Below are 23,747 nucleotides of genomic sequence, written 5' to 3' on the forward strand. Positions count from 1 at the left end.
CTGACGGGGCTTCAAGAGAAGACGGCGGGCACACCGGCTACATGGCTGGTGTGCCCGCCGTCTGGCGTCTGCGCGGCGTGGGTTACTTGCGCTGCCAGTTGGTCTTGCTGAACTGGGTGTGCTTGTTCTGCTTGACGACGATCTTGGTGACGTTCCCACCGATCGTGTAGGTGCGGTCTCGTTGGTCGGTCGCGGACCACACGTTCCGGCCAGCGTTGTCGTAGAACTTCACCGAGTACTTCGTCACCCCGATTTGGATCGGCCCGTCGATGGACGTCCAGATGCGAAGTTTGAAGTTCCCGTGGGCCTTCTTGTAGTACAACGTGGTCGACGAGGCGCGATCACTGCCCGACTTCGACTCGTTGAAGGTGCCCGCGGTCGCGGGGGTGGCGGACACGAACAACATGGCGAACGCCGCGAACAGCGCGACGATCATGGTGCGGTAGGAGGACGAGGACGGGCGGCGGGTTCTCACAACAGGGCTCCTCACGGCGGGGTTCTGGCTGATGACCAGAATCTAGGGCCCGAAACGCCCCATCGGGTGGCATATCCTCCAAGTCGTGACAGGTGGGGGAGACGAGTTCGTTGAGGCCACACACCAGCCCCTCATGAGCAAGCCAGTGAATGTCACCAAGGGCAAGCAGGGGTTCCAGACCGTCGAACGGTCCGAACCTGCCAGCCTCGGACTCCCGCACACGCCAACCCGGGTCACCACTGGAGGAACGATCACGTCCACGTGCGGTGTCTGCGGTGAGACCGAGACCGCACCCGACAAGGGTCTCGGCCGGGCCAAGGTCGCCGCGTGGGAGACCCGCCACCAGCACTGACCCGCCCGCACACCTAAGGTCATGACCATCGACGACGACGACTGATCTCGGCAGCGGGGGACGCATAGAAACCATGTGCGTCCCCGTTACGAAACCGACCGACACCGGGCCCTCGAAGCCTCCGCTTGCGAGGCGTTCCTCGCTACACAGAAGCCCGGCTTGACCGCCGTCAAGACAGCGGACGCCGACCACGCCGACTACGCCTTGCATCGCGACGGTCGGCTCGTCGGACACATCGAGATCAAGACCCGCACCAACCGCCACGACGCGTACCCGACGTACATGCTGTCGCTCGCGAAACTGGACCACCTGCACCGGCGCGCCATCATCACCGGCGTCCCCAGTGCGGTCGTCGTCCAGTGGACCGACAGGCTCGCGATGATCGACGCGACCATCTTCCGCGACAAGGCCGTCATGCGGTCCGGCGGCCGATGGGACCGCGGCGACGCCCTCGACGTAGAGAAGGTCGCCCACATCGGCATCGACCAGTTCATCTTCCTCACCTGATCGGAACCGCCAAGATTGCGGGCTTGACGGGTTCAAGCAACCGAGAAGGAAGCACCCATGACCACCCGATCCTTCGCGCCCGCGCGCGGCACCGTACTCCTCCCGCCGACCACCGGGACCGGACTCATCACGCCGAAGACCAGCCTGTCCATCGGCATGGATCTGGACGGCGTGAACTACAACTTCGCCGCCAGCCTGCGCCGCTACCTGCTCACCGTCGACCACCCGCACGAGATGCCCGACCCGACCATCTGGGACTTCTTCGGCACCCACGGTTGGGGCAGCCTCACCCCCGCGGAGTTCGTCAGCCACGCCCACGACGGCGTGAACGCAGGCATCGTGTTCAGGTCGATGGACTGGTTCCCGTACGTGAACGAGGCATGGGAGATCATCCGGAGCCTCGGGCACACCATCGACGTCGCCACCGACCGCACCTTTGGCAACCCCGGGCAGTCCCAACGCAACACCATCGACGCGCTCGCCGAGAAGGGCCTCTCGTACGACACGATCACGTTCACAGCCGACAAGACCAGCATCAACCCCGACATGATGCTCGAGGACAAGGCCGAGAACTTCCTCGCCCTCGAAGCCGCCGGAGTGGACGCATGGCTCGTCACCCGCCCGTGGAACCAGCACGTCAAGACCGACAAGCGAGTCCTCGACGTCCTGCACTTCGCCGAGGTCGTCCGTGAGGTCACCCGACAGATGCGAGCCGCCTCATGAGCCTCCACGCCAAGGTCGAGCCGTTGGACCTGACTTTGCCCACCGAGGCGTTCCTCGGCCCGGGCCCAACAATCTTCATGATCGTTCTCGCCGTCGTCGCCGTCGCACTTCTCACGGTCGCGTTCCTCATCGGCCGCGCACGGCCCTTCCTCAGCGTGTTCATCGCGGTTGTCGGCGTCTGGATCGGCTTGTACGGCATCGCCGCCAAGAACGAGGTGAACGACGCGCGCGACTCCGCGATCTCGTCATCGGTGAAGGAGATCGAGTCACGGACAGGGTTCAAGGCCAACTTCGAGGACGAGTTGGAGACCGAGATCGCCCAGTTCATCGACAGCGACGAGGACACGTTCATGCGGTTCATGGGCCGCCTCGACGGCAAGCCCTCCCTCTTGCGTATCGATCGCACTGACAAGACGGACGTCGTGACCGTCACCGTGAAGAGACCACACCTCAAGAAGCAGCAGTAACAGGGGCGAGAAGGGAGGCCTCCATGACCGGCATCGAACTGTTCGACGCCGTGGTCTGTGGCGACCTCGACATGCATAGAGAAAGCGTGTCGCAGACCACCCATCATCCCGTGTACGTGCACGCCGACCGCACCTTGTATGTCGGGCCCGGCGTCTGGTCCACGAACCCCGACACCATCGCTGAGGCGTCCCGCTGGACGACTGGCACCCGCGCCCAGCCTGTCACCTTGGAGGAACTCGACGGCAAGGATTTGACCGCGTTCGTCATCGCCGCGTTGAAGACCGGCGCGTCCGTGCTCGCCATCGCGTCCCAGTCGTCCGACACGCTCGCCGTGCAGACCGTCGTCAAGGCTGCCTCGGAGCAGATGGGTCAGTCCCTCAACCAGTCCGTCACCGCGCACGACAACGCCGTACAACGCGCGACCGAGCAGATCAGTCAGGCCGCCCGGCATGTGCAGGAGTCCCTCACCGACCAGATTCAGCGTCTCGTCGGCGGGGAGAACCCCGAACTCATGGAACGCCTCCGACCACTCCTCGAAGGGGTCGGATCGAACCTGCAAACACAGGTGACCGAAGGGATGGCCGCTGCGCACGCCGCACTCGTGGAGGACTCCGAACGACGTCACAAGGAACTCGCCGATCTGGTCGTGTCGGTCCGTCAGGAGGTGGCCGTGAAGGTCGCCGAGGACACCGCCGCCTCTCAAGCGATCGACGGGTTGAAGGGTGCAACCACGATCAAGGGCCTCGACTACGAGGCCGACATGGACACACTCTGCACCGAGTTGGCTGCCCAGATGGGGGATGAGTACCAGTCCGTCGGCCAGTTCGCTGGACGTCTCGCCCGGAACAAGAAGGGCGACGGTGTGTTCAACATCGCCGGGGGAGTGGCCCGGTTCGTGCTCGAGTACCACGACGGTTCCTCGAAGGAGTGGGGTTCCTACCTCGCCGAAGCGGAACGGAACCGTGGCGCATCCGCGGCGCTCGGTGTGGTCCGCTCGATCGACGACAACGAGGGACGCCTGCTTCGGGTGATCGGCCCGAAGCGGATCATTCTCGCGTTCGACCCGGCCGACGGTGACGTCGAACTGCTGCGGACGGTTCTGTTGTTGATGCGGACCCTCGCGATGACGTCGAGCGGCCAGTTCTCCACGAGCCAGATCTCCACCGCGAACGAGTCCATCCGTGAAGCCATGAGCATTCTCGAATCGCTGGAGGATGCCAAGCGGTCCGCGTCGGCGATGCGTGGACACGTGGACAAGATCGAGCAGACCATCACCAAGGTGATCTCGTCGGTGAACCGTGAACTCCACCGGGCCGTGGACGCACTCGCTGGGGTGGACCCCGAACCAGTAGCCGAATCCGAGGACGAGGCAACATCCGGTGACGAACCGGATTCCACGAGCGACGCAGGACAGGACGGATCGTGAAGACAGCCCAGTTGGTCGCAGGCGCCGACTTCGAGGCCAGCCGCTCACAATGACCTGATCGAGTTTCGTCCACTTCGCGGTCTTGAACAGGGTGAGCGAACCCCACAAGAGAGTGAAACATCATGGCGAAGTTGAAGGTCTACGGGCTCACCACGTTCAGCCGACGCGTCCCCGGACCGGCGAACGGCAGCAATCAGTGCAACGCGGTCATCGCGTCCACTTCCAAGAAGGCGGCAGCAGAAGCCCTCGGCATGAACGTGTACAACTTCAACCAGTGGGCGTCCGAGACCGGGAACGCCCTCTCGATCGAGATCGCGATGAGCGACCCGGGCGTCGTGTTCCTCGCCCCGCTGGACCACGGATACCGAGACGCCAGCGAGTGGGTTCGAGTCCCGCCGGGCGAACGACCCTGACCCCTCCGAACATGACGAAGCCGCCCAACCCTTCGCGGGGTGTGGGCGGCTTCGTCGTTGTGTCACTTGTCGTTGAGCAGGGCCTTGATCTCGTCGGCCATCTTCGCGGCCGGACCTCGCACGTGCGCCGAGTGGAAAACCCTGATCTGCCCGTCGGTCATCCGGTCGAGCATCCCGGACGGGACACTGGATCCCTCGACGCACTCCCAGATGGAACCCAACGCCTTGGAGCCAGTCAGGCTCTCGCTCCGTACCCGGAACCGTTCCATCTCGTCCGCTCCGATGGTCGAGTCGGACTCGTAGTGGCTGTACCCGCTGATAATCGAGACGATGGTGGAGCCGACGTACCGGTGTCCGAGGTCGTTCAGTTCGTCGTCATCGAGTTCATCGAGGTGGGAGTCGTTGATCAGTCCACGGCTCTTGGCATCATCCATGAGGCCTCCGAGGCTCGGCCAGCCGATCGCTTCGGCGCGGCTGGCGGGAGGGTTCGCGATGCCGTCGAGGTAGCCGGGCTGGGATGCCTCGTGCAAGTCGATGACCTGACCTTCCACGTGGTCACCGAAGCCGATACCGAGACCGCTACGGAAGTTCCTGTTCAGGTCGTCGGTGATCATCTGGGGGAGTACCTCTCCGTCGACGTCGAAGGTGGCGGCGAGCGGCGGGATGATCGTGTCGGGGTTCTCGCGCCACGCGTACTCCAGCGAGGCAACCTCCGGGTACTGCTCGTGGATCTGGGTGGCCAAGGCGGCTACCTGCGCGCGACGGAGCCGCTTCTCGATGCGAGCGTGCTCGCTTTCGAGGTCGTCGACCAGCGCGTACACGTCGAGACTCTTGGACGGCTCGCTGCGGGTGACGGGCTGGAAGCCGACCTCGCCGGGCTTCGATGCGGCGTTGTGTCCGCGCTTGGTCTGATTCATGCAGTGGAGGTGTGCGGGGCGACTCGACTACACCCGGGCTGACACACAGCGAACGGCACGCCGGTGAGGACATGCCGTTCGCTGCTGACGGGGCGAGGAGTGGTCTGTGGTTGTACCTAGAAGGGTGTGTGGGGGATTCTGCACATTCGTGAGCCCAGTCACATCACGTGAGCCGCACACCCTCCATCCATGCAGCCACGCAAGGGACAGGTCGGTCAGGCCACCAACAACAAGGCCCACTTCGCCGCTGTCACCAAGGGCGAGGCCGCCGACAAGCCACTCGACGAACACCAGCCCGCTCATCCCGACGGGTTGAAGACCGCATCGGTTGACGACTCGTTCATGGACGATCACGGCAAGGGCACCGAGGTCACCACCTACACCGCCGACGAGGCGATCGCGGTCGCCATCCGTCGCGCATTCAGTCCGTACATCGACGACGACGCACCCGTGGAGATCATCGAGGAGAACACCCACTCCGGCACCGACTGGACCCCCGAATGGGACGGCTCGGTCACATTCAAGTGCGACGGGTTCACCGAGACCTTCGAGACCGGCAGCGGGCGCGGGATCTTCACCCCGATGGTCGCAGCGTTCAACTGGCTGAACCGACCCAACCGCGAATACCCCTCCGACACGTGCAAGCAGATCCTCGCCGACCCGAACGCGTCCCGGGACATCACGATCCACTTCTGGGAAGACTCACCGAAAAAGGTCCGGTTGTTGAACGCGAACCACGTACGGATCCTCTGGCGCGAAGAGAACGGTCAGGAACGACGGGTCGACTTGTCGCGAGTCATGTGCATCACCCGCGACTGACGGGTCAGCCCCAGCACATGGTTCGTTCGTGCTTCGCGGCCCAGTCGGCGACGTCCGCCAACTGGCTGAGCGTCCGCTGGATGTAGCCAGCCTCCCGGCCGCCCTCGAACATGGTGGCGCCACGGCCCGGCTTCTCGTGACCGATCTTCTCAGCGGACTCCGGCGAGATCGCCTGAGCGACCATCACCCGACCGAGGAAGTCCGACGCGGCCAGTTCACCAACCCACTGGACCTCTGGCTTGAACAGAGCGGGATCCTGACCGGGCTCGATGAGTCCGAGGACGCGCAGGATGTCGGCCGCGTTCTCGTTGTTCAGGTTGAGGCCCTCGTGGTGGGCGTCGGCGTACACGTTCATGATCTGTGGGTACATCGGGCAGAGTTCATCGGTGCATCCGTCCAACTGGTACGGATCGTCCTTGTAGATGGACAGGAACCCGTGGGCGCCTTCGTACGTCTCGAACTCCGCGGCGACGACACCGCAATGGCACTCGAACCGGTACCCGACGACGGGGGACTGGGACGGGAAGAAGGTGACGCTCATGCCGGTTCGCTCCTTGGGTGGCTCGCTCACCCAGTTCAAGCCCTCGAACATGCCGAGGATCGATCAGGGCCCGGAAGAACAGTAAATCTTCCGGGCCCTTCTCGTGGCTGTTTCCGACCTACATGCCGGGCAATGAGTGGCAGGTCACTCGTTCAGGAAGATGCGCACGTCGTTCGCGAGTCGGTCGAGGGCCCGCTCGGTGTGATCCTCGAGGGCGTCCATCGTGTCGCGGGTCATCGAGTCGAGTGAACCTGCGGGGATCTCAGCGCGGTCCATCGCGGCTTCCAGCGCCTCCATCGTGGTCGTTGAGGCGCCGAGTTCCATCACACCGCGGCGCTTGAACCGGTCGAGTTCAGCCTGACCCAACTCGTCGACACCGACCGTGGGTTCGGCCGGTTCGAGCGTGTCGCAGAAGCGGTCCACGAGGCCGGAGAAGTGACGCTCCCCGAGGACAGCCAGTTCCTCTGTCGTGAGTTCGGCACTGTCGGTGATGTCCACCTGACCGCGATCGTGGAGTCGCTCGATCATGTCGGTGAGCGAGTTGTACCCGATGTGGCGGCAGTTCTCCTTGACGATGTCGAGCGCTGCTGACTCGCCCTTCTCGGCTGCAATGGCCTCGCGAGCGCCTTCGGTGTCGCCGTGAACGTAGGCGGGGTGACGGGCAGGGATCAGGCTGATGGTTCCTCCCTCCACCCAGTCGCCGAAGTCCCGCTCGTTGTACTTGGAGACGAACTCGTTGCGGATGACGTCCACGACCTCGCCCTCAACAGGCCGCTCGTTGGCGTCGAGAACATCGGTCATCCACGGGACCACCTCGGGATCGAACTCGCTACGCATGTCGAACTCGAGGTAGGCCGCCTCGGGATACTTCTCAGCGATATCGGTAGCGAGTCGGTGCGCGAGGGCGCGACAGTAGATCGCCTGCGCTGCATCGGCCTGATCTCGCAGGTCTTCCAAGTCAATCGCGGCCGCCTCGGCTCGACGGATCTCTTGGAAGCCCTGAACGCCCTTGGTGACGTTGACGGTCTTGCCGTTCTTATCTGTGGTGGTCATGCCCGACAGGTGTGTGGTCACTGGTTGAGAACGGTCGCGTCGTCCGTGAGTTCCAGACCGGTGACGCGCTGTTCGTCAATCCGGCCGATGTCACCAGTGACCCTCACGTGACCGTCTGCCGTGACGATCCCGCTGACGGTCCCGTTGATGGTTGCGTGACCGCCGTCCTCGACGGTGACGTTCCCGTGCACGAGCCCATTCACGATAAGACCAGCCTCGGCTCGGACGGCGATGTCGCCGCGTAAGACGCCGTTGACGGTCACCGTGGACAGACGGCGGATGTCGAGGTTGTCGGTCTCGATGCCGTCGATCGTGCGAGGGAAGACGACCCGGACAGGTTCGGTGGCAGGTGCTGGGGGAGTGTCGGTGAAGAGTCTCATGCGTTCGCACATGCGACGGTCCTGCAAGGTCACTGATCGGTGGGTGCGGTGTCGGCGGGCTTGGTCGCATGTGTGCAAGAGAGCGCCCGACAAGCGAGGACCAGTGTGAAGAACGAATCGACCCTCGAGCAGGCTGCACTCTCACCTGAGCAGGCGGTCCGGCACGCTGTCGGTAGCGCCGCACTGGAAGGGCTCACGATCACGCCAGAGTTCGAGGCGACGCTGCTTGCTGTCGCGACAGGGGAGCGGGACGTCGACGACGCGGTCGCTGAAATCAAGGCAGAGTTCGCCGCATGTGAGTCCTCGTGAAGACCCGAATCCTCGCCCTGCTCGCGATCCCCGCGTTCGCCCTCTCAGCCTGCACCGTCACGGTCAGCGATCCCGACACGACCCCAGAGATCACGGTCGACCGGCAAACCGACGCCGAAGACGCCGCAGCGGGGGACTTCCTGACGTGGCTCGATGCGGTCCTCGCCGGGAACGTCGACCACGCCTGCCAGTACCAGAGCGAGACGGGCACCATCTCGGTGAACGTCCAGCAGAACCGCCCGGAGAACGGATCATGTGCTGACACCATCGAGGGCCTCATGGGCAAGGCGAAGGCGTACCGGTTGAACGCCGATGATGTCGTTGCCCGGGCAGAGGTGTCCGAGTCTGAAGACACGGCCGTCGTGACGATCGAGGAGTCGGTCACCCCGCTGGTCTTCACAATGGAGCACAACGGTGAGCACTGGACCGTGGATCCCGCCGGCTTCTACATCAACTGACCACCTCGGAGACTCATGAAGACCCGAATCCTCGCCCTACTGGCCGTGCCGGTGTTCGCCCTGTCGGCGTGCACGATCACCATCGGCAACCCGGACGGGTTCGAAGACTGGACTGACGACCCGGACTCCGTGCAGTACGAGAACACCCCGGAGGACGAAGCGTCGATCGCGTTCCACGAGTGGCTCACGGCGGTCGCTGAGGGCGACGCCGCCACGGCGTGTGTGTACATGTCGGATGTCGCGATCGCCGAAGTGGCGTCGCAGGAGGGCCTGCCTGAGAATTCACCGTGCGAGGACACCATCCCGGGGTTGACGAAGGAAGTTGACGCGCGAGAGATCGACGTCGACAACCTGTTGACCACCTCGGACGTCGACGGGAAGGACGGCTCGGTCGTGGTGGATGCGCCGAACGGTGACTCGCTCCTGTTCTTGATGCGCAATGAGAACGACGAGTGGCTCGTGGACCCCATCGGCCTTCTCCGCGGCTGACCCCACACACCCTACGGGCATGACGAAGATCGATACGCGGGGCCGCAAGGTCAACGTCGAAGACGGCAAGCAGGGCTTCCAAGAGACCAAGCGGACCGAGACCACCACGGGCGTGTCCCTGACCGACCACTACGGCGCCCGGCTCCCCGCACAGCCGACCCGACTCCCGAAGTCCGTCATCCGCAAGGCGCTACCCACGAAGGCCGACGACGACCCGATCCTCGTGTTCGAACATGAGGGTCAGCAGTTCTGGACCGACCGGCACGTGATGCTCGACGTGGAGACCATCGCCCCGTACGTCGGTGGCCTCAAGGCGGCTCCCGGCAAGCCCGTCGAAGCGCGCGTCAAGGGTGGCGCTCTCGCCGACTCCGGCAAGGGAATGTGGGAAGGCGTCGGTGATCAGCCGTGCATCCGGCTCATCCAGAACGCTGAGGACCGTCTGGCCCGCGCCTACGGTGGTGACAAGTTCGACGTCACCAACCCCGACCTCATCGAGTACTACGAAGAGGACGGGGGCGAGCCGTCCTACATCCTCAAGACCGACAACGAAGGCCTCACCAACTTCAAGCACCGGCTCGTGCGAGTGAAGGCCGACAACCTGCACCTCGCGCTCGGCACCGACGACCTCACCAGAGTGGACCCCGACATCACCATCGCTCAGGCCCGCAACGGCAACGGCATCTCCGGAACGTCCGGGTACACGACACTCGTGATCATGCGCGGCGACCGCCGGGTTGGGCTCGTCATGCCGATGCGTCTGCCGTACCACCTCGAGAACAGCGGCTCCTGAACCTGCTAGCCGGGCCCGTACCGACATCGCCCGCCACGAACGTCACGTTCCGGAGGCAGACCACTGGACCCTCGACCATCCCCGAACAGGCACCCGCGCCGGTGATCACGTAGGGCAGGTCGGGGGTCTTGTCGTTGGGTGCGTTCGTCAGGTTCAGGCAAGACGCATCGGGTCGGCACCCACCCGCGCCATCAAGCCGTGCGCGACATCCAACGCGAACCGGATGTCCTCACGGTGGTCCATGTCGGCCCCGGTGCGGGGGATGAGGTTAGCGAGCCCGGCCGGGTTCTCACCAGCCTCGATCGCGTTCAACAGTTCCAGACCCCGCAACACACCCGACTCGTGCTCCTTGGGCTCGTCGGTGTGAATCGACTGCACCATCGACACCAGATCGGTGACCGTCTCGGACACCGGCGTGCCCGTCCGTGCTGACAAGCGACGCATCAGGTTGAACGACAGGCCGGTCAACGCGGTCGTCATCTCGTTGTCACGCCCGTAGGCGTTCACCTTGCGGTTGAGGCGGTCATTCAGTCCGGCGCGAATCCGAGGGTTCTGCTCTCTGACGCACTGGGCGTAGAGACGGAGAAGCGACACCGCTTCTCGTTTCGTGTTCGTCAAGTCGGACCAGTTCACGCACACCCGCTTCACATCGGCGACAAGGATCAGCGACCCTACCGGATCTCATCATGTGAGACAACCCCGGTGTGGGGATGGGATCCAACGGGAGCGATCGAGTGGCAACCGGGTGCGGGCTTAAACGAGGTGACACATCAAGCCTGAGCGAAACGGAATCACCCCATCATGTGCCAGAAGGTCGCGGACGAGTTCATCCCCTGCAAGTCCTGCTTCACGGGCTACTACCGCGATCTCGTCGCCGCCATCGGCAAGGTGCCCACCGGGTTCGGTTCCGGACCCGCCCGCAAGAAGGCCCGTGCCGCCGTGCGCGTCACCTGCGCCGAGACGGGAATGATGCTCAACGCTCAGACCATCGTGTCGTACTACGCCGCGTTCGCGTCCGGCGTGAAGGCCATCGAGAAGGACATCGAGACGTTCAAGGCCGCCGGTGACCGTGACACCGCCGACTTCTTCAAGGCGCGCCTCGCCGCCGGTAAGGGTCGCTTCACCGAGTCCGTCGAGCAGGCCAAGAAGACCGCCTACGACATCAAGTCCGCCACCGTCGGCTCCCGAGGTCACGGCGACGGCTCCCGCGACCCGCTGCGTAAGTCCAAGCGCATCTCCACCCAGTCCCTCCTCGACTCGTCGCCGCGCTGGTTCCACATCTGGTCCTACTCCACGAACCGCGACGAGAACACCGGCCAGCCGCTGAGCCCCGCCGAGATCGCGTTCGCGTCCAACAGTGCCATCGACGCGTACTGCCCCGACTGCGGCGCGTTCATGTCCCGAGACATCGGCCCGTCGATGGCCGTGCGTGTCCTCGCGCCGAAGGTCGTCGCAGGTAAGCCGCTCCCGTGCCCGGCCTGCAACCCGATGCGTCGCTCCCGCATGGTCGAGACGAAGGGGAACTTCGCCGACCTCATCACCGCGCTCGGCGGCCGACCCGAGAACTTCGACACCCTGACCGCTTCGACCAAGTTGGCCGTCCTCAACCAGTTCGGGCTCGTGCGCGGCAACAAGGACGCCACCATGCGGTCGGTGTGCATGTCGTTCGTGCACGGCAACTACACGCTCGCTGAGTTCATCGCGTCTCCGGACTGCATGGACCTCATCGGCAAGACCGTCGAAGAGGACTCCGCCGACGAGGACACCGAGGTCGGTTCGCTGGCCGACTTCGACGCCGACCACTCGGCCGACAAGCGCGAGAACGTCACCGCCGAGGCGTGCCTCGAAGCGGTCGGGATCGTCGAGCACATCGACTCCCAGACCGTCATCGACATGGTGTACGCCGAGCAGATCGAGAACCTGTGGGCGCTCGGGCTCGGCCACCCTGACGCCGAGACGTTCGTGACCACCCTCCTCACGTCTGCCGCCAGCAACGCCAGCCGCACCCTCATCGACCGGTTCGCAGCCGAGTTGAAGGCCGTCACGTCCATGCCGCTGCCCTCCACGTTCAAGCACACGCGCGGCATCACCCCGACCCTCGCGCAGCGCCGGTTCGCGTACCTGATGACCCGCAACGACGCGTTCCTCAACCTGTCATCTACCGGCGCCGGAAAGACCATCGCCGCCATCCTCGCCGCAGCAACCATCGGCGCCCACGAGGTCGTCGTGTTCGGCCCCAATGCCGTCGTCGAGCAGTGGAAGAACGAGGCCACCGCAGCCATCCCCGGCGTCACCGTCGTCACCGGACTGCCCACCGTCCGGCAGAACGAGCGGATGACCAAGACCACCGACGGGATCCGAGTCCGGGTCGTGAACTACGACAAGGTCAGCAAGGACTACAAGGACGTCGCCAAGCAGACCACCTCGATGGTCGCTCACACGGACCTGTTCATCCTCGACGAGATCCACAAGGCGAAGAAATCCGGCAAGGCCAGCCAGTCCAAGCGGAACTTCGCGCTCGGCCGGATCCTCGACACCGCCCGCCAGCGAGACGACGTGAAGGTCGTCGGCATGTCCGCCACCCCGGTCGTCAACAACCTCGACGAGGCCGAGTCCATCATCCGTCTCGTGTTCGGCTCCGGTGCCCCGAAGTTCTCCACCGCTCCCACCTTCACGAACGCGTCGAAGTTCTACCAGTTCTTCCGCACCAACAGCATTCGTCTCGTCGCCGACCACGGCGTCACCGTCAACCGCCGCCGCCGCCTCATCGACGTGTCCGAGCACATCGGCCTCATCGACCAGCGGGTGAAGTCGCTCGCGAAGGCCAAGTCCCGCAAGGACGCCGCCGCGCTCGACATGGAGATCGCACTGCTCGACCACAAGATGGAGGCCCTCATCGACGAGGTGAACAACGCCAGCGGCAAGGTCATCATCTACACCCAGTTCATCGAGCAGATGGTGGACCCGATCGTCGAGGCTCTCACCAACGCCGGTATCTCGTGCACGACCTTCACCGGTCAGGCCGACATCGACCGGAACGCGAACCTCGCAGCGTTCATCGACGGCCAGTTCGACGTCATCATCGGCTCGAACCCCATCACGACCGGCGTGGACGGCCTGCAGAACGTGTGCGCCAAGACCATCGTCGTGTCCGCCCCGTGGACCGCAGCCGATGACGACCAGTTGGTCGGCCGCACCTACCGTCACGGCCAGAAGTCCGCCGTGGAGGTCGTCTACCTCGCCACAGAGGCCAAGGTCGCCGGGTCGTACTGGTCGTGGGACGTGGACAACCGCCTCGGCCGCATCGACTTCAAGCGGTCCATCGCCGATGCTGCCACCGATGGCGTGATGCCCGAGGGTCTGCTGGATGACAACGACGCCGCCTCCCGATTCGCGCACGGCCTGTCCGCGCTCGTCGAGAAGGCCGCCGCCTGAACTGAGAGGGCAGGCCCGCACACCTGTCTGCCATGAGCATCGGCAAGCACGGCAAGCAGGTCAACGTCACCAAGGGCAAGCAAGGGTTCCAAGAGACCCAGCGAACTGCCAGCGGCAAGGGCATGCCCGTCGTGTTCGGGCTCACCGCCGACGAGTTGGAGCAGGGCGTCCAGATGCCGCCACTCCCGCAGGTCGAAGGTGCCGTTACCGGCATCGTCTCGATGGACCCGCCCGCCGTGCAGTGCACCGGCTGTGGTCTCGTCCGGGGCGCGAAGACCATCGGGATGACCGTCATGTTCTCCGGCATCGAGTTCAACCCCACCACGCGTGACAGCACCAAGCGCCTGTGCTCGTCGTGTCGTCTCGAAGCCGGACAGTCCGACCCGACGTGGTTCAAGGGTGAATGCCCGGGCTGCGGCTCCTCGCACTGCACCGGCAACTGCACCGGCCGTATCAACGCCGAAGCCCGCTACACCGCCGACCAGATGCAGCGTGACGTGTTCTTCACTCCCGGCAACGAGGGCAACTACATGGTCGTGGACACCACCACGGGGACCGTCATCCCCGCGACGTCCGTGTACGTCGTTGAAGAACCCAGCGAAGGTCACGACGACTTCTTCTCGCTCTACGAGGACATCGAGACCTACCTGACCGAGAACGACATCGAGAAGGTGGCACTGTCCAGCGCCCCAAGGATCAACGAGTTCATCCGCCCTCTCCTGTACGACATGGAATCGGGCACCGTCCTCGACATCGACCCGCGCAGCATCTACGCGCTCGACCTCAACGACGACCTCGAACTGGACGACATCCTCGACTCCACGAGCGCCGCCCGGGCTGCCTGCAAGACGTCCGGATTCCGCCTCTGGACCGCATGATGGTCAACGTCGAGAAAGGAAAGCAGGGCTTCCAGCCCGTCCCCGCGAAGCCAGAAGCGGTCACCCGGTCTCTCGCGCCGCCGAGCGGGCCGGTGTACGACCCGGACACCGGGGACGACCTGACCGCGATGTACCACGGCACCAACGCCCCCGAAGGAACCCTCGAGCGTGATGGACTCGTCCCGATGGACGGTCTGTCCGATGAGGGGATGCTCGGCGACGGGGTGACCGAGGCGGTGTTCCTGACCCCGGACCCGCATGAGGCTGCCGAGTACGGTGACCGGCTGCTGCGGGTGGACATCTCCGGCATGCACTACGAGCGTGTGGACGGCCCTGACGGTTGGCACTACATCGTCACCGAGACCATCGAACCGGAACGGTTCCGTACCGCCGGACAGGACGACCTCGACGCGTTCGACAACACCTGACGAGGACTTCGGGCAACCTGAACCCCCGCACACCTGACAGTCATGACGACGACTGGCAAGAACGGCAAGAAGGTCAACGCCACCAAGGGCATCCAAGGGTTCCACGAGATGACCCGACCCGTCGCCGCTGACAAGACACTCGACGGGCCGCTCATGGACTACACATGCGAGTACGACGCCGACGCGAAGACCATGACGTTCAGCCCGTTCCAGATCTCGACCGACGCCCCGCCCTCCGACGAGTTCGACGCGACCTCCGCGGAGTCGCACGCGCCCTACACAGCCAAGGAAGCCCGGGCGGTGTTCAAGAACCTCACGTTCACGCCCGACGTCACCCAGCAGGTCTACCTCGGCTCGTTCCCCACCAAGACCGGTATCGACCGGTTCGAGGTGAAGGGCCCCGAGACCGGCCCGCCGCTCGAGATCATCAACCACGCCGGGTTCAACGACATCATCGTCACCGGAGGTCGTGTCCGGATCTTCGCGTACTCGCCGTTCGGGAACCCCATCAAGGCGCGCGGTGACGCCAAGGTGTACGTCATCGCCGGGGAGTCCACAAAGGTGTCCGTGGACGTCGAAGGCGACTCCCGCGTCGTCGTCGAGTCGCTCTACACCGACCGGGCCCGCGCCCACACCGCCGACAACGGCGAGGTCGAGGTCTGGCACGCCGACGGCACCACCACCTTCGGTGGCCGCAACAAGGCCGACAAGCGCCCCTTCGACCCGCCCGCACAGGCCAAGCGATGGGCCACCGACGGCACCTTCCTGCACGAGCGCGCGGCCCTCGCCCGGCATGCGACGGTCGTGCGTCACTACGGCGACTGACGCCGGGATGTCGGCGCCCGAGCCCGCATAGAGCAAGGGTGACCACCACCGACCCTGCCTACAAGATCCTGCGACGCACCGCCGAACTGCTCACCGGACGTACCGACATCGAGGACCGCCCCGGTCAGGTCGGCCTGTCCAACCAGATCGCCGGATGCATGGCTGGGCTCTCGGGCCCCGTCGTCGGCGAGGCCGGAACCGGTGTCGGCAAGTCCTTCGCCTACCTTGCACCGGCCGCGTACGCCGCATCGCTGGGGGAGCGGACCGTCATCTCGACCGAGTCCCTCGCGCTGCAAACCCAGATCGTCGAGAAGGACGCGCCCCGGGTCGCTGAGGCGTGCGAGCAGGTCACCGGGTACCGACCCAAGACGGCCGTCCTCAAGGGGTTCAGCAACTACGCTTGTTCGCGCGCAGCAGTGGAGCAGGCTGAGCAGATCCTCGGTGACCACGACGTCGCCGGGAACCGTCAGCGTGCCATCAAGGATCCTTACGGGCACGTCAAGACACTCGCCTCGCGACTCGCGTCGAAGCCCGACAACGTCAACCACCCAGAGACGTCGCTGGTGCGGTGGGCGCTGCTGGAATCGGTGAACGACGCCACCGGCGACAAGTTCGCGTTCGACGGGAAGATGGACCACGAGACATGGGGCACCGTCTCCATCTCGTCGTCCGAATGCGTGGGCGTGGAGAAGTGCCCGTTCGCGGACATGTGCCTGCCGCGCAAGTCCCGCACCGTCGCCGCCGAAGCCGACATCGTCGTCACCAACCACACCATGCTCGGCGTGCAGGCATCCAAGGGTGTCCCGGTCGTCATCGGCTCGAAGACCCTCGGCGAGTTCCACAACATCGTCGTCGACGAAGCGCACGGCCTCCCGGGTGTGGTCCGCAATCAGGGCGCCTCGTACGTGTCCGGCCTGCGGTTCTACCAGACCGCGAACGCTCTCAAGAACGTGTTCGACCCGCACGACCCCGCCACACAGGCGTACATCGACGAAGCCGGTGTCGTCGGTGACATGGTTGACGCTGCCTTGTCGGAGTGGTCGCAGAACCTCGAGGAAGGTCAGGTCGCCCGCCTCGGTGACGGAGACAACCCGTTGAAGTCGGTCGTTCCGCGCGCGAAGCGGTGGATCAAGGCCGTCAAGGAGAACCTCGAGACGGTCGCCGACAACCCCTCGGCGAACGAGATCGCCATCCGGCGCCTGATCGCTCGGGTCGATGACCTGTCCTCCTCGATGAAGAACTGCGACGACCACGAGCCCGGCACCGCCCGCTGGATCGAGATCGAGGACCGGGGCCCGCGGCCGTGGACCGTCGTCCGGTACACGCCTGTGGACGTGTCGGCCGCCCTGAACTTCAACGTGTGGACCTGCCCCGACTTGGAAGCCGAGGAGGAAGATGCGGGCCCGTCGACGCCGGACATCCACTTCGACGACGAGGACGGCGAAGCAGGTGACGAGTCAGGGGAGAAGGCGAACCCGTACGCAAACCGCCGCCACCTGAACGTCGCGTGCGTGTCGGCCACCCTGCCGGTGTCGTTCTGCCGTGACGTGGGTCTGCGCACGCAGACCGCGAAGTTCGAGTCCCCGTTCGCGAAGGCGTTCTCCCAGTCGGTCCTGTTCGTGCCTCGCGCCGACGACCCGGCTGACATCGCTGCGCTCGCCGGTGAGACCGCGAACCAGTCGCGTCCGAAGTTCAACACGCGCATGCATCAGGCGTGGGCGGCGAACATCATGGCGCAACTCATCGACGCGAACCGTGGGTCGGCTCTCGTGCTGTCCGCGACCGCCGGGTCTGGTCGCAAGTACGCCGAGCACCTGCGCGCGAAGTCCGGCGGCCGTTACAAGGTCATCTCCCAGTGGGACGGCCTGACCATCCGGCAGGCGACCGACGAGTGGAAGCGTGACCCGTCCTCGGTGCTGGTGGGCACCCGCTCCCTGATGACCGGTGTGGACGCCCCCGGTGAGACGAACTCGCTCGTCATCGTGGACCGGATCCCGCGCGCCGCGTCGAACCCCGTCGATGACGCCCGCTGCGAGAAGTTGATGAACGACGCCGACTTCGACAAGTGGGCCGCCGACCGGCTCGTGTACGGCGGTGACGCGGCCCTGCTGTTGGAGCAGGCTGGCGGTCGTCTCATTCGTTCCGCGGACGACTCAGGCATGGTGGCCGTGCTGGACCCGCGCCTGCTCAAGATCGGCAAGATGCTGTACCCGGCGCCGACCCGCGACCTGTACCTCGGCGCGCTCGCGCACTTCCCGAACAAGATGTCGAACCTCGACAAGGCGTGCGCGTGGCTGGAACGTCGCAGCGAACGCATGGGGACGGCGGCGTGAGCAGCACGGGACGCATCGAACGGGTGAAGGCAGCGAACGCCCGTCTGGTCCCGATGATGGTCCGGTTCGGGTTCACCGCGATCGGGATCGGATCGCTCGGTGGGCTTGTCTGCATGTTCTTGGTGTTCGCGGTCCCGGCCGGGTTCGTGGCGGTGATGTTCCTGCTGGTGGCGGGCTTGTTCGGTCTCGTCGCGTCGGCCGGTGCGGTCACTCTCATCGCTCTGGTGCTGCATCTGCTGTGGACGGGTCATCTGGTGCGGTCGTACCGACGTGACGGTGACGTCTGAGCCTCGCCGCATCTATCAGGCATGACCTCGTTGCTGCGTGTCCTGTCCGCTCTGTTCGTCGCCGTGTCGTTGCTCGCTGTGCCCCCGGTCGCTGCCACGGCGGCGCCCAAGTCCCCGGCGAAGCCGGTGGTGAAGGTGGATACGAAGTTCGAGAAGCAGGTCAAGACGCGGACCGACAAGTCCCGCACGGCGAAGAAGTTGAAGCCGCTCAAGAAGAACGCGTGCCTGAACGCGTACGCCCGGGCGCAGGCGAAGCGTCAGGCCACGAAGCAGCGGATGTACCACCAGAACCTGCGACCGGCGCTGGTGCGCTGCGACATGCGGATGGTGGGCGAGAACGTCGCGTACGGGTTCACGAGCACGGCCAAGTTGCAGAAGGCGTGGATGAACTCGCCCGGCCATCGCAAGAACATCCTGACCAAGAAGTTCAACCGGGTCGGTGTCGGCGTGTACACGTCGAAGACAGGTGTGCGCTACTACGCGGTCGTGTTCGGTCAGGCCCGCTGAACAACCGGGCTGAACAGCCGCCCCTGCGGTGACCTGACGAGAGGGGCGCGTCCCGGTCGCGCCGCACACCTTCTGGTATGTCGAAGCAGCAGCCTCGCAACCGCGATATCGGTCGGGGAGGACACCCCACACGTTTCGCTCCCAAGCCGCGGAGCGAAGCGCGAGTCAGCACGCTCGAACTGGCCGCCGACGAACTCGCTGCCGAGACCGACACCGCCGCGCTGGATGCGCTCGTCTCCTACCGTGACGCCGTAGCCGCCGGGGACATCGTGCCCACCGGGCTGGACCGTGACGCGCTCTCGGGGCGCACGTTCACCGAGTCGTTGGACCGACAGATCGAGTACGCCCGCCGGGGCAAGCGGGAGGCCGCTGACGCGCTCCGATTCCACAACCTGCGTCTCGGTGCGTCCGAGGCGTTCACTGTGGACGGCCGCGAGTTCCACCTGACTCTCGACGACGGCGGTTCAACCACCCTGTCATTCACCACTCACATCGAGTCGGCGAAGGTGCCTGACGTGGCAGGGATGACGCCCTCCGACAAGCGCGCCTACCTCGACGGGGCGAAGACCGCCATCGAGACCACCGGGGTGAAGGTTGTCTCGGCGGACGAGGGAGACACGACGCTGGCGTCCCCGACTCGGCCCGTGCATTTCAACTCCCTGCCCGACTGCGCCAACAAGGTCACCGACGTGGAACTGGATGCGTTCGTTCAGGCCGACAACTACGCCAGCGCGTGGCGTAAGGCTCACCTGCGCGTGTCGGACAACTGGCTCGAGGACGACGGTCTCCAGTTCGTCAGTTGAGTCCCGAGCGACCCTGATCGAGATCGGCAAAGCAGCGGGCTTGCAGGGGAGGGCACACCTCATCACCATTGGGCCCACCCCGCACACCACCGGTTCATGACCGACAAGCCGCGCGACCGTATCGGACGTTGGACCGAGACGCACCGCCCCGCGACCGACAAGCCACTCGAACCGGCCGCGCCAACGGTCCAGAAGCGCGGGCCGCTCGGCGGCACCTACACGCTCACACCCGGCGTCCTCGACGACGAAGCCATCGACTGGTACGACAGCCACGACCGACTCGCCCTCGCGGCCGCTGTCGCACGAGAGCACGGCACGAAGGTCGTCGTGCAGACCGTGGACCGGGGGAGCGGAGATGGTGCCGAAGTGGTCACCGGCGTGTGGGCGATGCGTCGCGATGGGCTGCTGTTCGACACCGAGCACGCACCCGTAGACCGCCGTCCTGTCGGTCTTGGCGTGCACCGTCACGTGCTCGACCCCGACGACGCCATCGCCACGTTCGACCCGACCGGCTCGCAGGACTACGCGTTGGCCGAGACGTTCGCCAAGCCGCTCATCGAAGCGTCCTACGCCCGTGACCCAGAAGGGTACGACCGTTTCGATTACACGCCCGGGCCCTGACGGCTCTGGTCATGTCTGGTCCTGTTCGCCGCATCTGAACAGTCATGGCGAACGCAGCGAAGAACAAGGGCGACCGTGCCGAGCGCGAGGCTTGCGAGATCTTGAAGGCTCTGGCACCGAACCTATGCGTCGAAGGCGCCATCCGAATGCTCGGCGCCGGACGCCTCGACGACGTGGGCGACCTGCGTGTCTTCGAGGACGTCGCCGTGCAGGTCCGCAACTACAAGATGACCAACATTGGTGGCGCGCTACGTTCCGCCGCGACCGACTCGGTCATCCAAGCCAAGAACGGTCGCGTCTCGGTCGGGCTCGGCATGGTCCCCATCCCCGGCGCCCGCAAGACCGGCGTCCGCTGGCTCGCCTCCTGCATGGAATGGCCCATGCCGTTGTGGGAAGACGGAGGACTCATCGACCCGACCGAGTTCAAGATGGTCTCCAAGGCCATCGACTGGCTCCGCGACGAAAAGATCCGCGACGGGGTACACCCCGTCTCCCGCGAATTGCGTGTCGCCCGTCTCCTCGGCCGCGGAACACCCGTGTACGTCGCACCCATCGAGGCGTGGCTCGCCGCGTACGCCGTCTCCATCAAGACACCCCTGTTCGCTGAAACCGACGACCCGTTCGACGACCCGTTCGGCAAGTACCGGGTGAGCGATGTCGCCGTCTAGTCGCCGCATGAATGAACACATGAGCGCAGTCCGCCGTCGCATCCTGACGAACCCCAACGAGAGCCTCCTGCTCTGCCATTCAGCCTTCGACCTGTCCGCACGGTTCGGAGAGTTCGCCGACATGTCCGGCGTCCCCGAGACCGCGATCGTGTCGAACGCGCTCAGCGCCGTCCCGATCCCGGACTATCGAGAGATCGAGCCCGGACGCCGCCGTTGGGAAGGTACCCGACCCGAGTTCATGTGGCACCCACTCATGTGGCTGCCCGAACGTCTCGCGTACCGGTACTCCATCACCACGACGGATGGCCGCACCATCGGCGAGATCACGCCCGTGTACACCATCCGTGTCATCTCTGAACTGTCCGCCGCGGGCCTGTACGACACCGAGACCGGAACGTGGCTCGACGTGCTTTCCGTCGTGGATCTGGACATCACCGACCCCGCCGTGCAGGAACGCGTCGCCGCGTGGCTCGACGGTAACCCCGACCCCATCCTCGACGAGATCGACCTCAGCGTCATGCTCGTCAACGACGACCCCGAGTGGGCGTACGATCTGGCCGTCGATCTGGCCCTCCCGGCAGTGTTCGCGTCGTGGGCCGTCGTGGCGAACGACCTGTCCGAGGTCATCAACATCGCCTCGGCTGGTGACGACGAGGACATCGCTCGCGCACTCACGACCGTCTACTACTGCGGGTTGAACGAACTGCGCTCCGTCCCCGACGGTGACGAACCGAACAGTGCAGCCTTCTGGGCCGAGTTCGGCCGCGCCATCGAAGACATGCCTGACGACCGTCTGGTGGACACGTTCCTGCCGCGCGTCGTCTCCTACCTCGAGCGGGTGCGCGACGAGTACTGGAAGCACTACGAGTCGCTGCCGTCGATCCTGATCGCGGACCCCGAGCAGCAAGGTGTCGCCATCGACAACCCCGAGCCGGTCGCGGCACCCGAGCCGGAGCCCGCCCCTGTGGTGGAGCGTCCCGCTTCGCCGTTCCCTGCCGCTGTTCCCAAGGTTCCCGAGGTCGCAGATCTCGATCAGGTGCGTCCGCCGTCGCCGTTCGAGACTGCCGCTGCCGAGGTCGCCACCCCCGGAGTTCGTCCCTCGTCGCCGTTCTCCACGGACGACGAACTGACCCCTCCGCCCGTCTCCGAGCCCGTCCGCCCGGCGCTGCCGTGGGAGAACTGACCCGCGAAGGCGTCTCACATTGTGGGACGCCAGAACAACGGGAAAGTCCCCACACACCTAACCCGACATGAGCACGAAGACGCGCACGACGATCAACGCCACCAAGGGCATTCAGGGCTTCCATGAAGTCCCGAAGACCGAGGCGTCCGGCCTGCCCGCAGGCGACACGTCGTTCGACATGATCAGCAACGAGGACATCCGTGCCCTCCTGAACGTGGCAACCAACCACGCCAAGCGTCGCTTCGTCGCGCTCGGAAAGCCGGACCCGCAGGCCGCCGAGGACATCGCACAGCAGGCGATCGAGAAGTTCCTCGGTCAGGTCGCGAACCGTCCCGCCCTCATGCACGAGAACCCCAAGGGTTACATCACCACGACCGTCACGCACATGGTGTCGGCCGAGACCTCCCCTGTCTCCAAGGCCGCCCGCGCCGGTTTCGTCGCGCTGTCCAAGGTCGTCTCGGAGGAAGCGCAGCGCAAGGGCGCCGACCTCACCCGTGAGGAGTACGAGACGCTCGCGCAGAAGGTGCTCGACGAGTGGCCCGCGGACCGTCCCAAGCCACCGAAGGACTTCTGGAAGCAGACCCGTCAGACGTTCCTGACCGACTGGACCGAGTACGAGGCCGCCGACCTGACGCCCGCGTTCGGTCAGCAGTCGTACACGGCCGCCCCCGACGACTCCGACATCGGCATGGGCCAGTGGTCCAAGGCGCTCCTCGAGGTGTCCGGCAACTCCGCCGACACGACCCTCATCAAGTACAACGCGTTCGCGGAGCACTTCGGCATCGCGCCGGTCGTGCCCGCGTCCATCGTGCGTCGCACCGAGGTCGTCGTCCGTAAGGCCGTCAACGCTCACATCTGCGAGGTCGGCGGCTTCGACAACATCAAGCAGGCCAGCGACGCCGAGGCGTCCGAGGGTCTCGCGACCATCTTGCAGGACGTCGCCGACGGCAAGGACCACCCGGTCGCCGACGCGGTGTTCATGCCGTGGAACCGCGCATCCAGCGCGGCCGTCGATCGTCAGTCGATCAAGTCGGTTCCGTTGCCCGCCGAGGAGCGTCGCGAGGTCGCCAAGGCTCTCCTCAAGCACCCCGAGCAGGCGTACCCGCTGTGGCGTTCGGCGCTACTGATGGCCGACAAGACCAACTACGACCGTGTGCTCGGCGTGTTCTCCAAGATCAACGCCCAAGCGTCCTGAGAAGCAAACGCAAGTCACCAGATTTCGCCGCATATCAACAACCGGAAGGGACCAACCCGAACACGTCCCGACAACCACTGAGAGGTAACAAATGTTCAACTCCATGTCGCTCGCCGCGTACTCGCAGGTCAGCACGCTCGCTGCCAAGAGCGGCGACACCATCAACCTCAAGAGTTCGTGGGACACGTTCTTCGGGGCGATCGAGCAGACGTCCGGGTTCGGTCGAATCCTCAACCTCCTGTCGATCATCGGCGTGGTCCTCGTCGCGTTCGCCGTCGTCAAGTGGGCATGGGATCGCCGTCGCGGACTCAACGGTGGTGGCTCCGGCGCCATCTGGGGTGCGTTGCTCATCGGCGCCATCCTGTCGGCCCCGAACCTGCTCATCCCGATCGTCCTGCAGATCTTCGACCTGCTCGTGAACTCGATCTCCAAGATCTGGGGCGCGACCAAGTCCTGACCCGAAT

Annotated in this window: 30 protein-coding genes; 24 read left to right on the forward strand and 6 right to left on the reverse strand. The window is 65.2% G+C overall.

What is annotated here, in order from left to right:
* Positions 1-82: 82 nt before the first annotated feature.
* Positions 83-475 (reverse strand): hypothetical protein, encoded by a 393-nt coding sequence (locus tag AB3M81_RS06810; RefSeq protein WP_412903173.1) that lies wholly within the window; start codon positions 473-475, stop codon positions 83-85.
* Between the two features lie 133 nt (positions 476-608).
* On the opposite strand from AB3M81_RS06810, the gene AB3M81_RS06815 reads away from it, so the two are divergent.
* The 6 genes from AB3M81_RS06815 to AB3M81_RS06840 all read left to right on the forward strand — a co-directional run bounded on the left by AB3M81_RS06815 (position 609) and on the right by AB3M81_RS06840 (position 4,364).
* Entirely contained in the window at positions 609-827 is a 219-nt protein-coding gene (locus AB3M81_RS06815; RefSeq protein WP_412903174.1) for a hypothetical protein, read from the forward strand.
* A 75-nt stretch (positions 828-902) separates the two neighbouring features.
* The gene (locus AB3M81_RS06820) at positions 903-1,334 is read left to right on the forward strand and encodes a hypothetical protein (RefSeq protein WP_489671971.1); all 432 of its coding nucleotides are present in this window, start codon (positions 903-905) and stop codon (positions 1,332-1,334) included.
* A gap of 57 nt (positions 1,335-1,391) precedes the next feature.
* Positions 1,392-2,057 carry a 5' nucleotidase, NT5C type gene (locus AB3M81_RS06825; protein WP_412903176.1) on the forward strand — a complete coding sequence of 222 codons (666 nt, stop codon included), beginning with the start codon at positions 1,392-1,394 and terminating at the stop codon, positions 2,055-2,057.
* Positions 2,054-2,524, forward strand: coding sequence for a hypothetical protein (locus tag AB3M81_RS06830; protein ID WP_412903177.1), 471 nt, complete (start codon positions 2,054-2,056; stop codon positions 2,522-2,524). Before AB3M81_RS06825 ends, AB3M81_RS06830 begins: the two co-directional genes overlap by 4 nt.
* Positions 2,525-2,547: 23 nt before the next feature.
* On the forward strand, positions 2,548-3,951 hold the full coding sequence (locus AB3M81_RS06835) for a hypothetical protein (RefSeq protein WP_412903178.1): 1,404 nt from the start codon (positions 2,548-2,550) through the stop codon (positions 3,949-3,951).
* A gap of 122 nt (positions 3,952-4,073) precedes the next feature.
* Positions 4,074-4,364 (forward strand): hypothetical protein, encoded by a 291-nt coding sequence (locus tag AB3M81_RS06840; protein ID WP_412903179.1) that lies wholly within the window; start codon positions 4,074-4,076, stop codon positions 4,362-4,364.
* A gap of 62 nt (positions 4,365-4,426) precedes the next feature.
* Here AB3M81_RS06840 and AB3M81_RS06845 read toward each other — a convergent pair whose 3' ends face one another.
* Positions 4,427-5,185 (reverse strand): hypothetical protein, encoded by a 759-nt coding sequence (locus AB3M81_RS06845; RefSeq protein ID WP_412903180.1) that lies wholly within the window; start codon positions 5,183-5,185, stop codon positions 4,427-4,429.
* Between the two features lie 285 nt (positions 5,186-5,470).
* Between AB3M81_RS06845 and AB3M81_RS06850 the strand changes: the two genes are divergently transcribed.
* Positions 5,471-6,100: a hypothetical protein gene (locus AB3M81_RS06850; RefSeq protein WP_412903181.1), complete on the forward strand. Its 630-nt coding sequence runs from the start codon at positions 5,471-5,473 to the stop codon at positions 6,098-6,100.
* A gap of 4 nt (positions 6,101-6,104) precedes the next feature.
* Here the strand turns inward: AB3M81_RS06850 and AB3M81_RS06855 are convergent, their stop codons facing one another.
* The 3 genes from AB3M81_RS06855 to AB3M81_RS06865 form a co-directional block, all read right to left on the reverse strand.
* The gene (locus tag AB3M81_RS06855; RefSeq protein ID WP_412903182.1) at positions 6,105-6,641 is read right to left on the reverse strand and encodes a hypothetical protein; all 537 of its coding nucleotides are present in this window, start codon (positions 6,639-6,641) and stop codon (positions 6,105-6,107) included.
* A 144-nt stretch (positions 6,642-6,785) separates the two neighbouring features.
* The gene (locus tag AB3M81_RS06860) at positions 6,786-7,694 is read right to left on the reverse strand and encodes a hypothetical protein (RefSeq protein ID WP_412903183.1); all 909 of its coding nucleotides are present in this window, start codon (positions 7,692-7,694) and stop codon (positions 6,786-6,788) included.
* Positions 7,695-7,711: 17 nt separating this feature from the next.
* Complete coding sequence (locus AB3M81_RS06865; RefSeq protein WP_412903184.1) at positions 7,712-8,107, reverse strand: bactofilin family protein; 396 nt, start codon at positions 8,105-8,107, stop codon at positions 7,712-7,714.
* Positions 8,108-8,179: 72 nt separating this feature from the next.
* Here AB3M81_RS06865 and AB3M81_RS06870 point away from each other — a divergent pair, with 72 nt between their 5' ends.
* Genes AB3M81_RS06870 through AB3M81_RS06885 form a run of 4 tightly spaced genes read left to right on the forward strand, consistent with a single transcriptional unit; the run spans position 8,180 to position 10,120 of the window.
* Positions 8,180-8,383, forward strand: a complete 204-nt coding sequence (locus AB3M81_RS06870) for an antitoxin VbhA family protein (protein ID WP_412903185.1) — start codon at positions 8,180-8,182, stop codon at positions 8,381-8,383.
* Positions 8,380-8,841 carry a hypothetical protein gene (locus AB3M81_RS06875; protein ID WP_412903186.1) on the forward strand — a complete coding sequence of 154 codons (462 nt, stop codon included), beginning with the start codon at positions 8,380-8,382 and terminating at the stop codon, positions 8,839-8,841. Before AB3M81_RS06870 ends, AB3M81_RS06875 begins: the two co-directional genes overlap by 4 nt.
* Positions 8,842-8,856: 15 nt before the next feature.
* Positions 8,857-9,330, forward strand: a complete 474-nt coding sequence (locus tag AB3M81_RS06880; RefSeq protein ID WP_412903187.1) for a hypothetical protein — start codon at positions 8,857-8,859, stop codon at positions 9,328-9,330.
* Between the two features lie 19 nt (positions 9,331-9,349).
* Complete coding sequence (locus AB3M81_RS06885) at positions 9,350-10,120, forward strand: hypothetical protein (RefSeq protein WP_412903188.1); 771 nt, start codon at positions 9,350-9,352, stop codon at positions 10,118-10,120.
* 153 nt (positions 10,121-10,273) lie between these two features.
* Here AB3M81_RS06885 and AB3M81_RS06890 read toward each other — a convergent pair whose 3' ends face one another.
* Entirely contained in the window at positions 10,274-10,753 is a 480-nt protein-coding gene (locus tag AB3M81_RS06890) for a hypothetical protein (protein ID WP_412903189.1), read from the reverse strand.
* A 168-nt stretch (positions 10,754-10,921) separates the two neighbouring features.
* Here AB3M81_RS06890 and AB3M81_RS06895 point away from each other — a divergent pair, with 168 nt between their 5' ends.
* The 13 genes from AB3M81_RS06895 to AB3M81_RS06955 all read left to right on the forward strand — a co-directional run bounded on the left by AB3M81_RS06895 (position 10,922) and on the right by AB3M81_RS06955 (position 23,740).
* Positions 10,922-13,555 carry a helicase-related protein gene (locus AB3M81_RS06895; protein ID WP_412903190.1) on the forward strand — a complete coding sequence of 878 codons (2,634 nt, stop codon included), beginning with the start codon at positions 10,922-10,924 and terminating at the stop codon, positions 13,553-13,555.
* Between the two features lie 32 nt (positions 13,556-13,587).
* On the forward strand, positions 13,588-14,433 hold the full coding sequence (locus AB3M81_RS06900) for a hypothetical protein (RefSeq protein ID WP_412903191.1): 846 nt from the start codon (positions 13,588-13,590) through the stop codon (positions 14,431-14,433).
* Positions 14,433-14,861 (forward strand): hypothetical protein, encoded by a 429-nt coding sequence (locus AB3M81_RS06905; protein ID WP_412903192.1) that lies wholly within the window; start codon positions 14,433-14,435, stop codon positions 14,859-14,861. The genes AB3M81_RS06900 and AB3M81_RS06905 overlap by 1 nt, the downstream gene beginning before the upstream one ends.
* 42 nt (positions 14,862-14,903) lie before the next feature.
* Complete coding sequence (locus AB3M81_RS06910) at positions 14,904-15,686, forward strand: hypothetical protein (protein WP_412903193.1); 783 nt, start codon at positions 14,904-14,906, stop codon at positions 15,684-15,686.
* 38 nt (positions 15,687-15,724) lie between these two features.
* The gene (locus tag AB3M81_RS06915; RefSeq protein ID WP_412903194.1) at positions 15,725-18,019 is read left to right on the forward strand and encodes an ATP-dependent DNA helicase; all 2,295 of its coding nucleotides are present in this window, start codon (positions 15,725-15,727) and stop codon (positions 18,017-18,019) included.
* Positions 17,977-18,306, forward strand: coding sequence for a hypothetical protein (locus tag AB3M81_RS06920; protein WP_412903195.1), 330 nt, complete (start codon positions 17,977-17,979; stop codon positions 18,304-18,306). Before AB3M81_RS06915 ends, AB3M81_RS06920 begins: the two co-directional genes overlap by 43 nt.
* A 21-nt stretch (positions 18,307-18,327) precedes the next feature.
* Complete coding sequence (locus AB3M81_RS06925; protein ID WP_412903196.1) at positions 18,328-18,813, forward strand: CAP domain-containing protein; 486 nt, start codon at positions 18,328-18,330, stop codon at positions 18,811-18,813.
* A gap of 77 nt (positions 18,814-18,890) precedes the next feature.
* Positions 18,891-19,616, forward strand: coding sequence for a hypothetical protein (locus AB3M81_RS06930; protein WP_412903197.1), 726 nt, complete (start codon positions 18,891-18,893; stop codon positions 19,614-19,616).
* Between the two features lie 96 nt (positions 19,617-19,712).
* A complete protein-coding gene (locus AB3M81_RS06935) occupies positions 19,713-20,237 on the forward strand; it encodes a hypothetical protein (protein WP_412903198.1) in 525 nt (174 codons plus the stop codon).
* Between the two features lie 44 nt (positions 20,238-20,281).
* Entirely contained in the window at positions 20,282-20,905 is a 624-nt protein-coding gene (locus AB3M81_RS06940; protein ID WP_412903199.1) for a hypothetical protein, read from the forward strand.
* Between the two features lie 19 nt (positions 20,906-20,924).
* Entirely contained in the window at positions 20,925-22,088 is a 1,164-nt protein-coding gene (locus AB3M81_RS06945) for a hypothetical protein (RefSeq protein ID WP_412903200.1), read from the forward strand.
* A gap of 67 nt (positions 22,089-22,155) precedes the next feature.
* Positions 22,156-23,283 carry a hypothetical protein gene (locus AB3M81_RS06950; protein ID WP_412903201.1) on the forward strand — a complete coding sequence of 376 codons (1,128 nt, stop codon included), beginning with the start codon at positions 22,156-22,158 and terminating at the stop codon, positions 23,281-23,283.
* 91 nt (positions 23,284-23,374) lie between these two features.
* On the forward strand, positions 23,375-23,740 hold the full coding sequence (locus AB3M81_RS06955; protein WP_412903202.1) for a hypothetical protein: 366 nt from the start codon (positions 23,375-23,377) through the stop codon (positions 23,738-23,740).
* The last annotated feature ends 7 nt before the right edge of the window (positions 23,741-23,747 follow it).

Source organism: Aeromicrobium jepli (assembly GCF_047246605.1).
In the GTDB taxonomy this organism is placed as follows: domain Bacteria; phylum Actinomycetota; class Actinomycetes; order Propionibacteriales; family Nocardioidaceae; genus Aeromicrobium.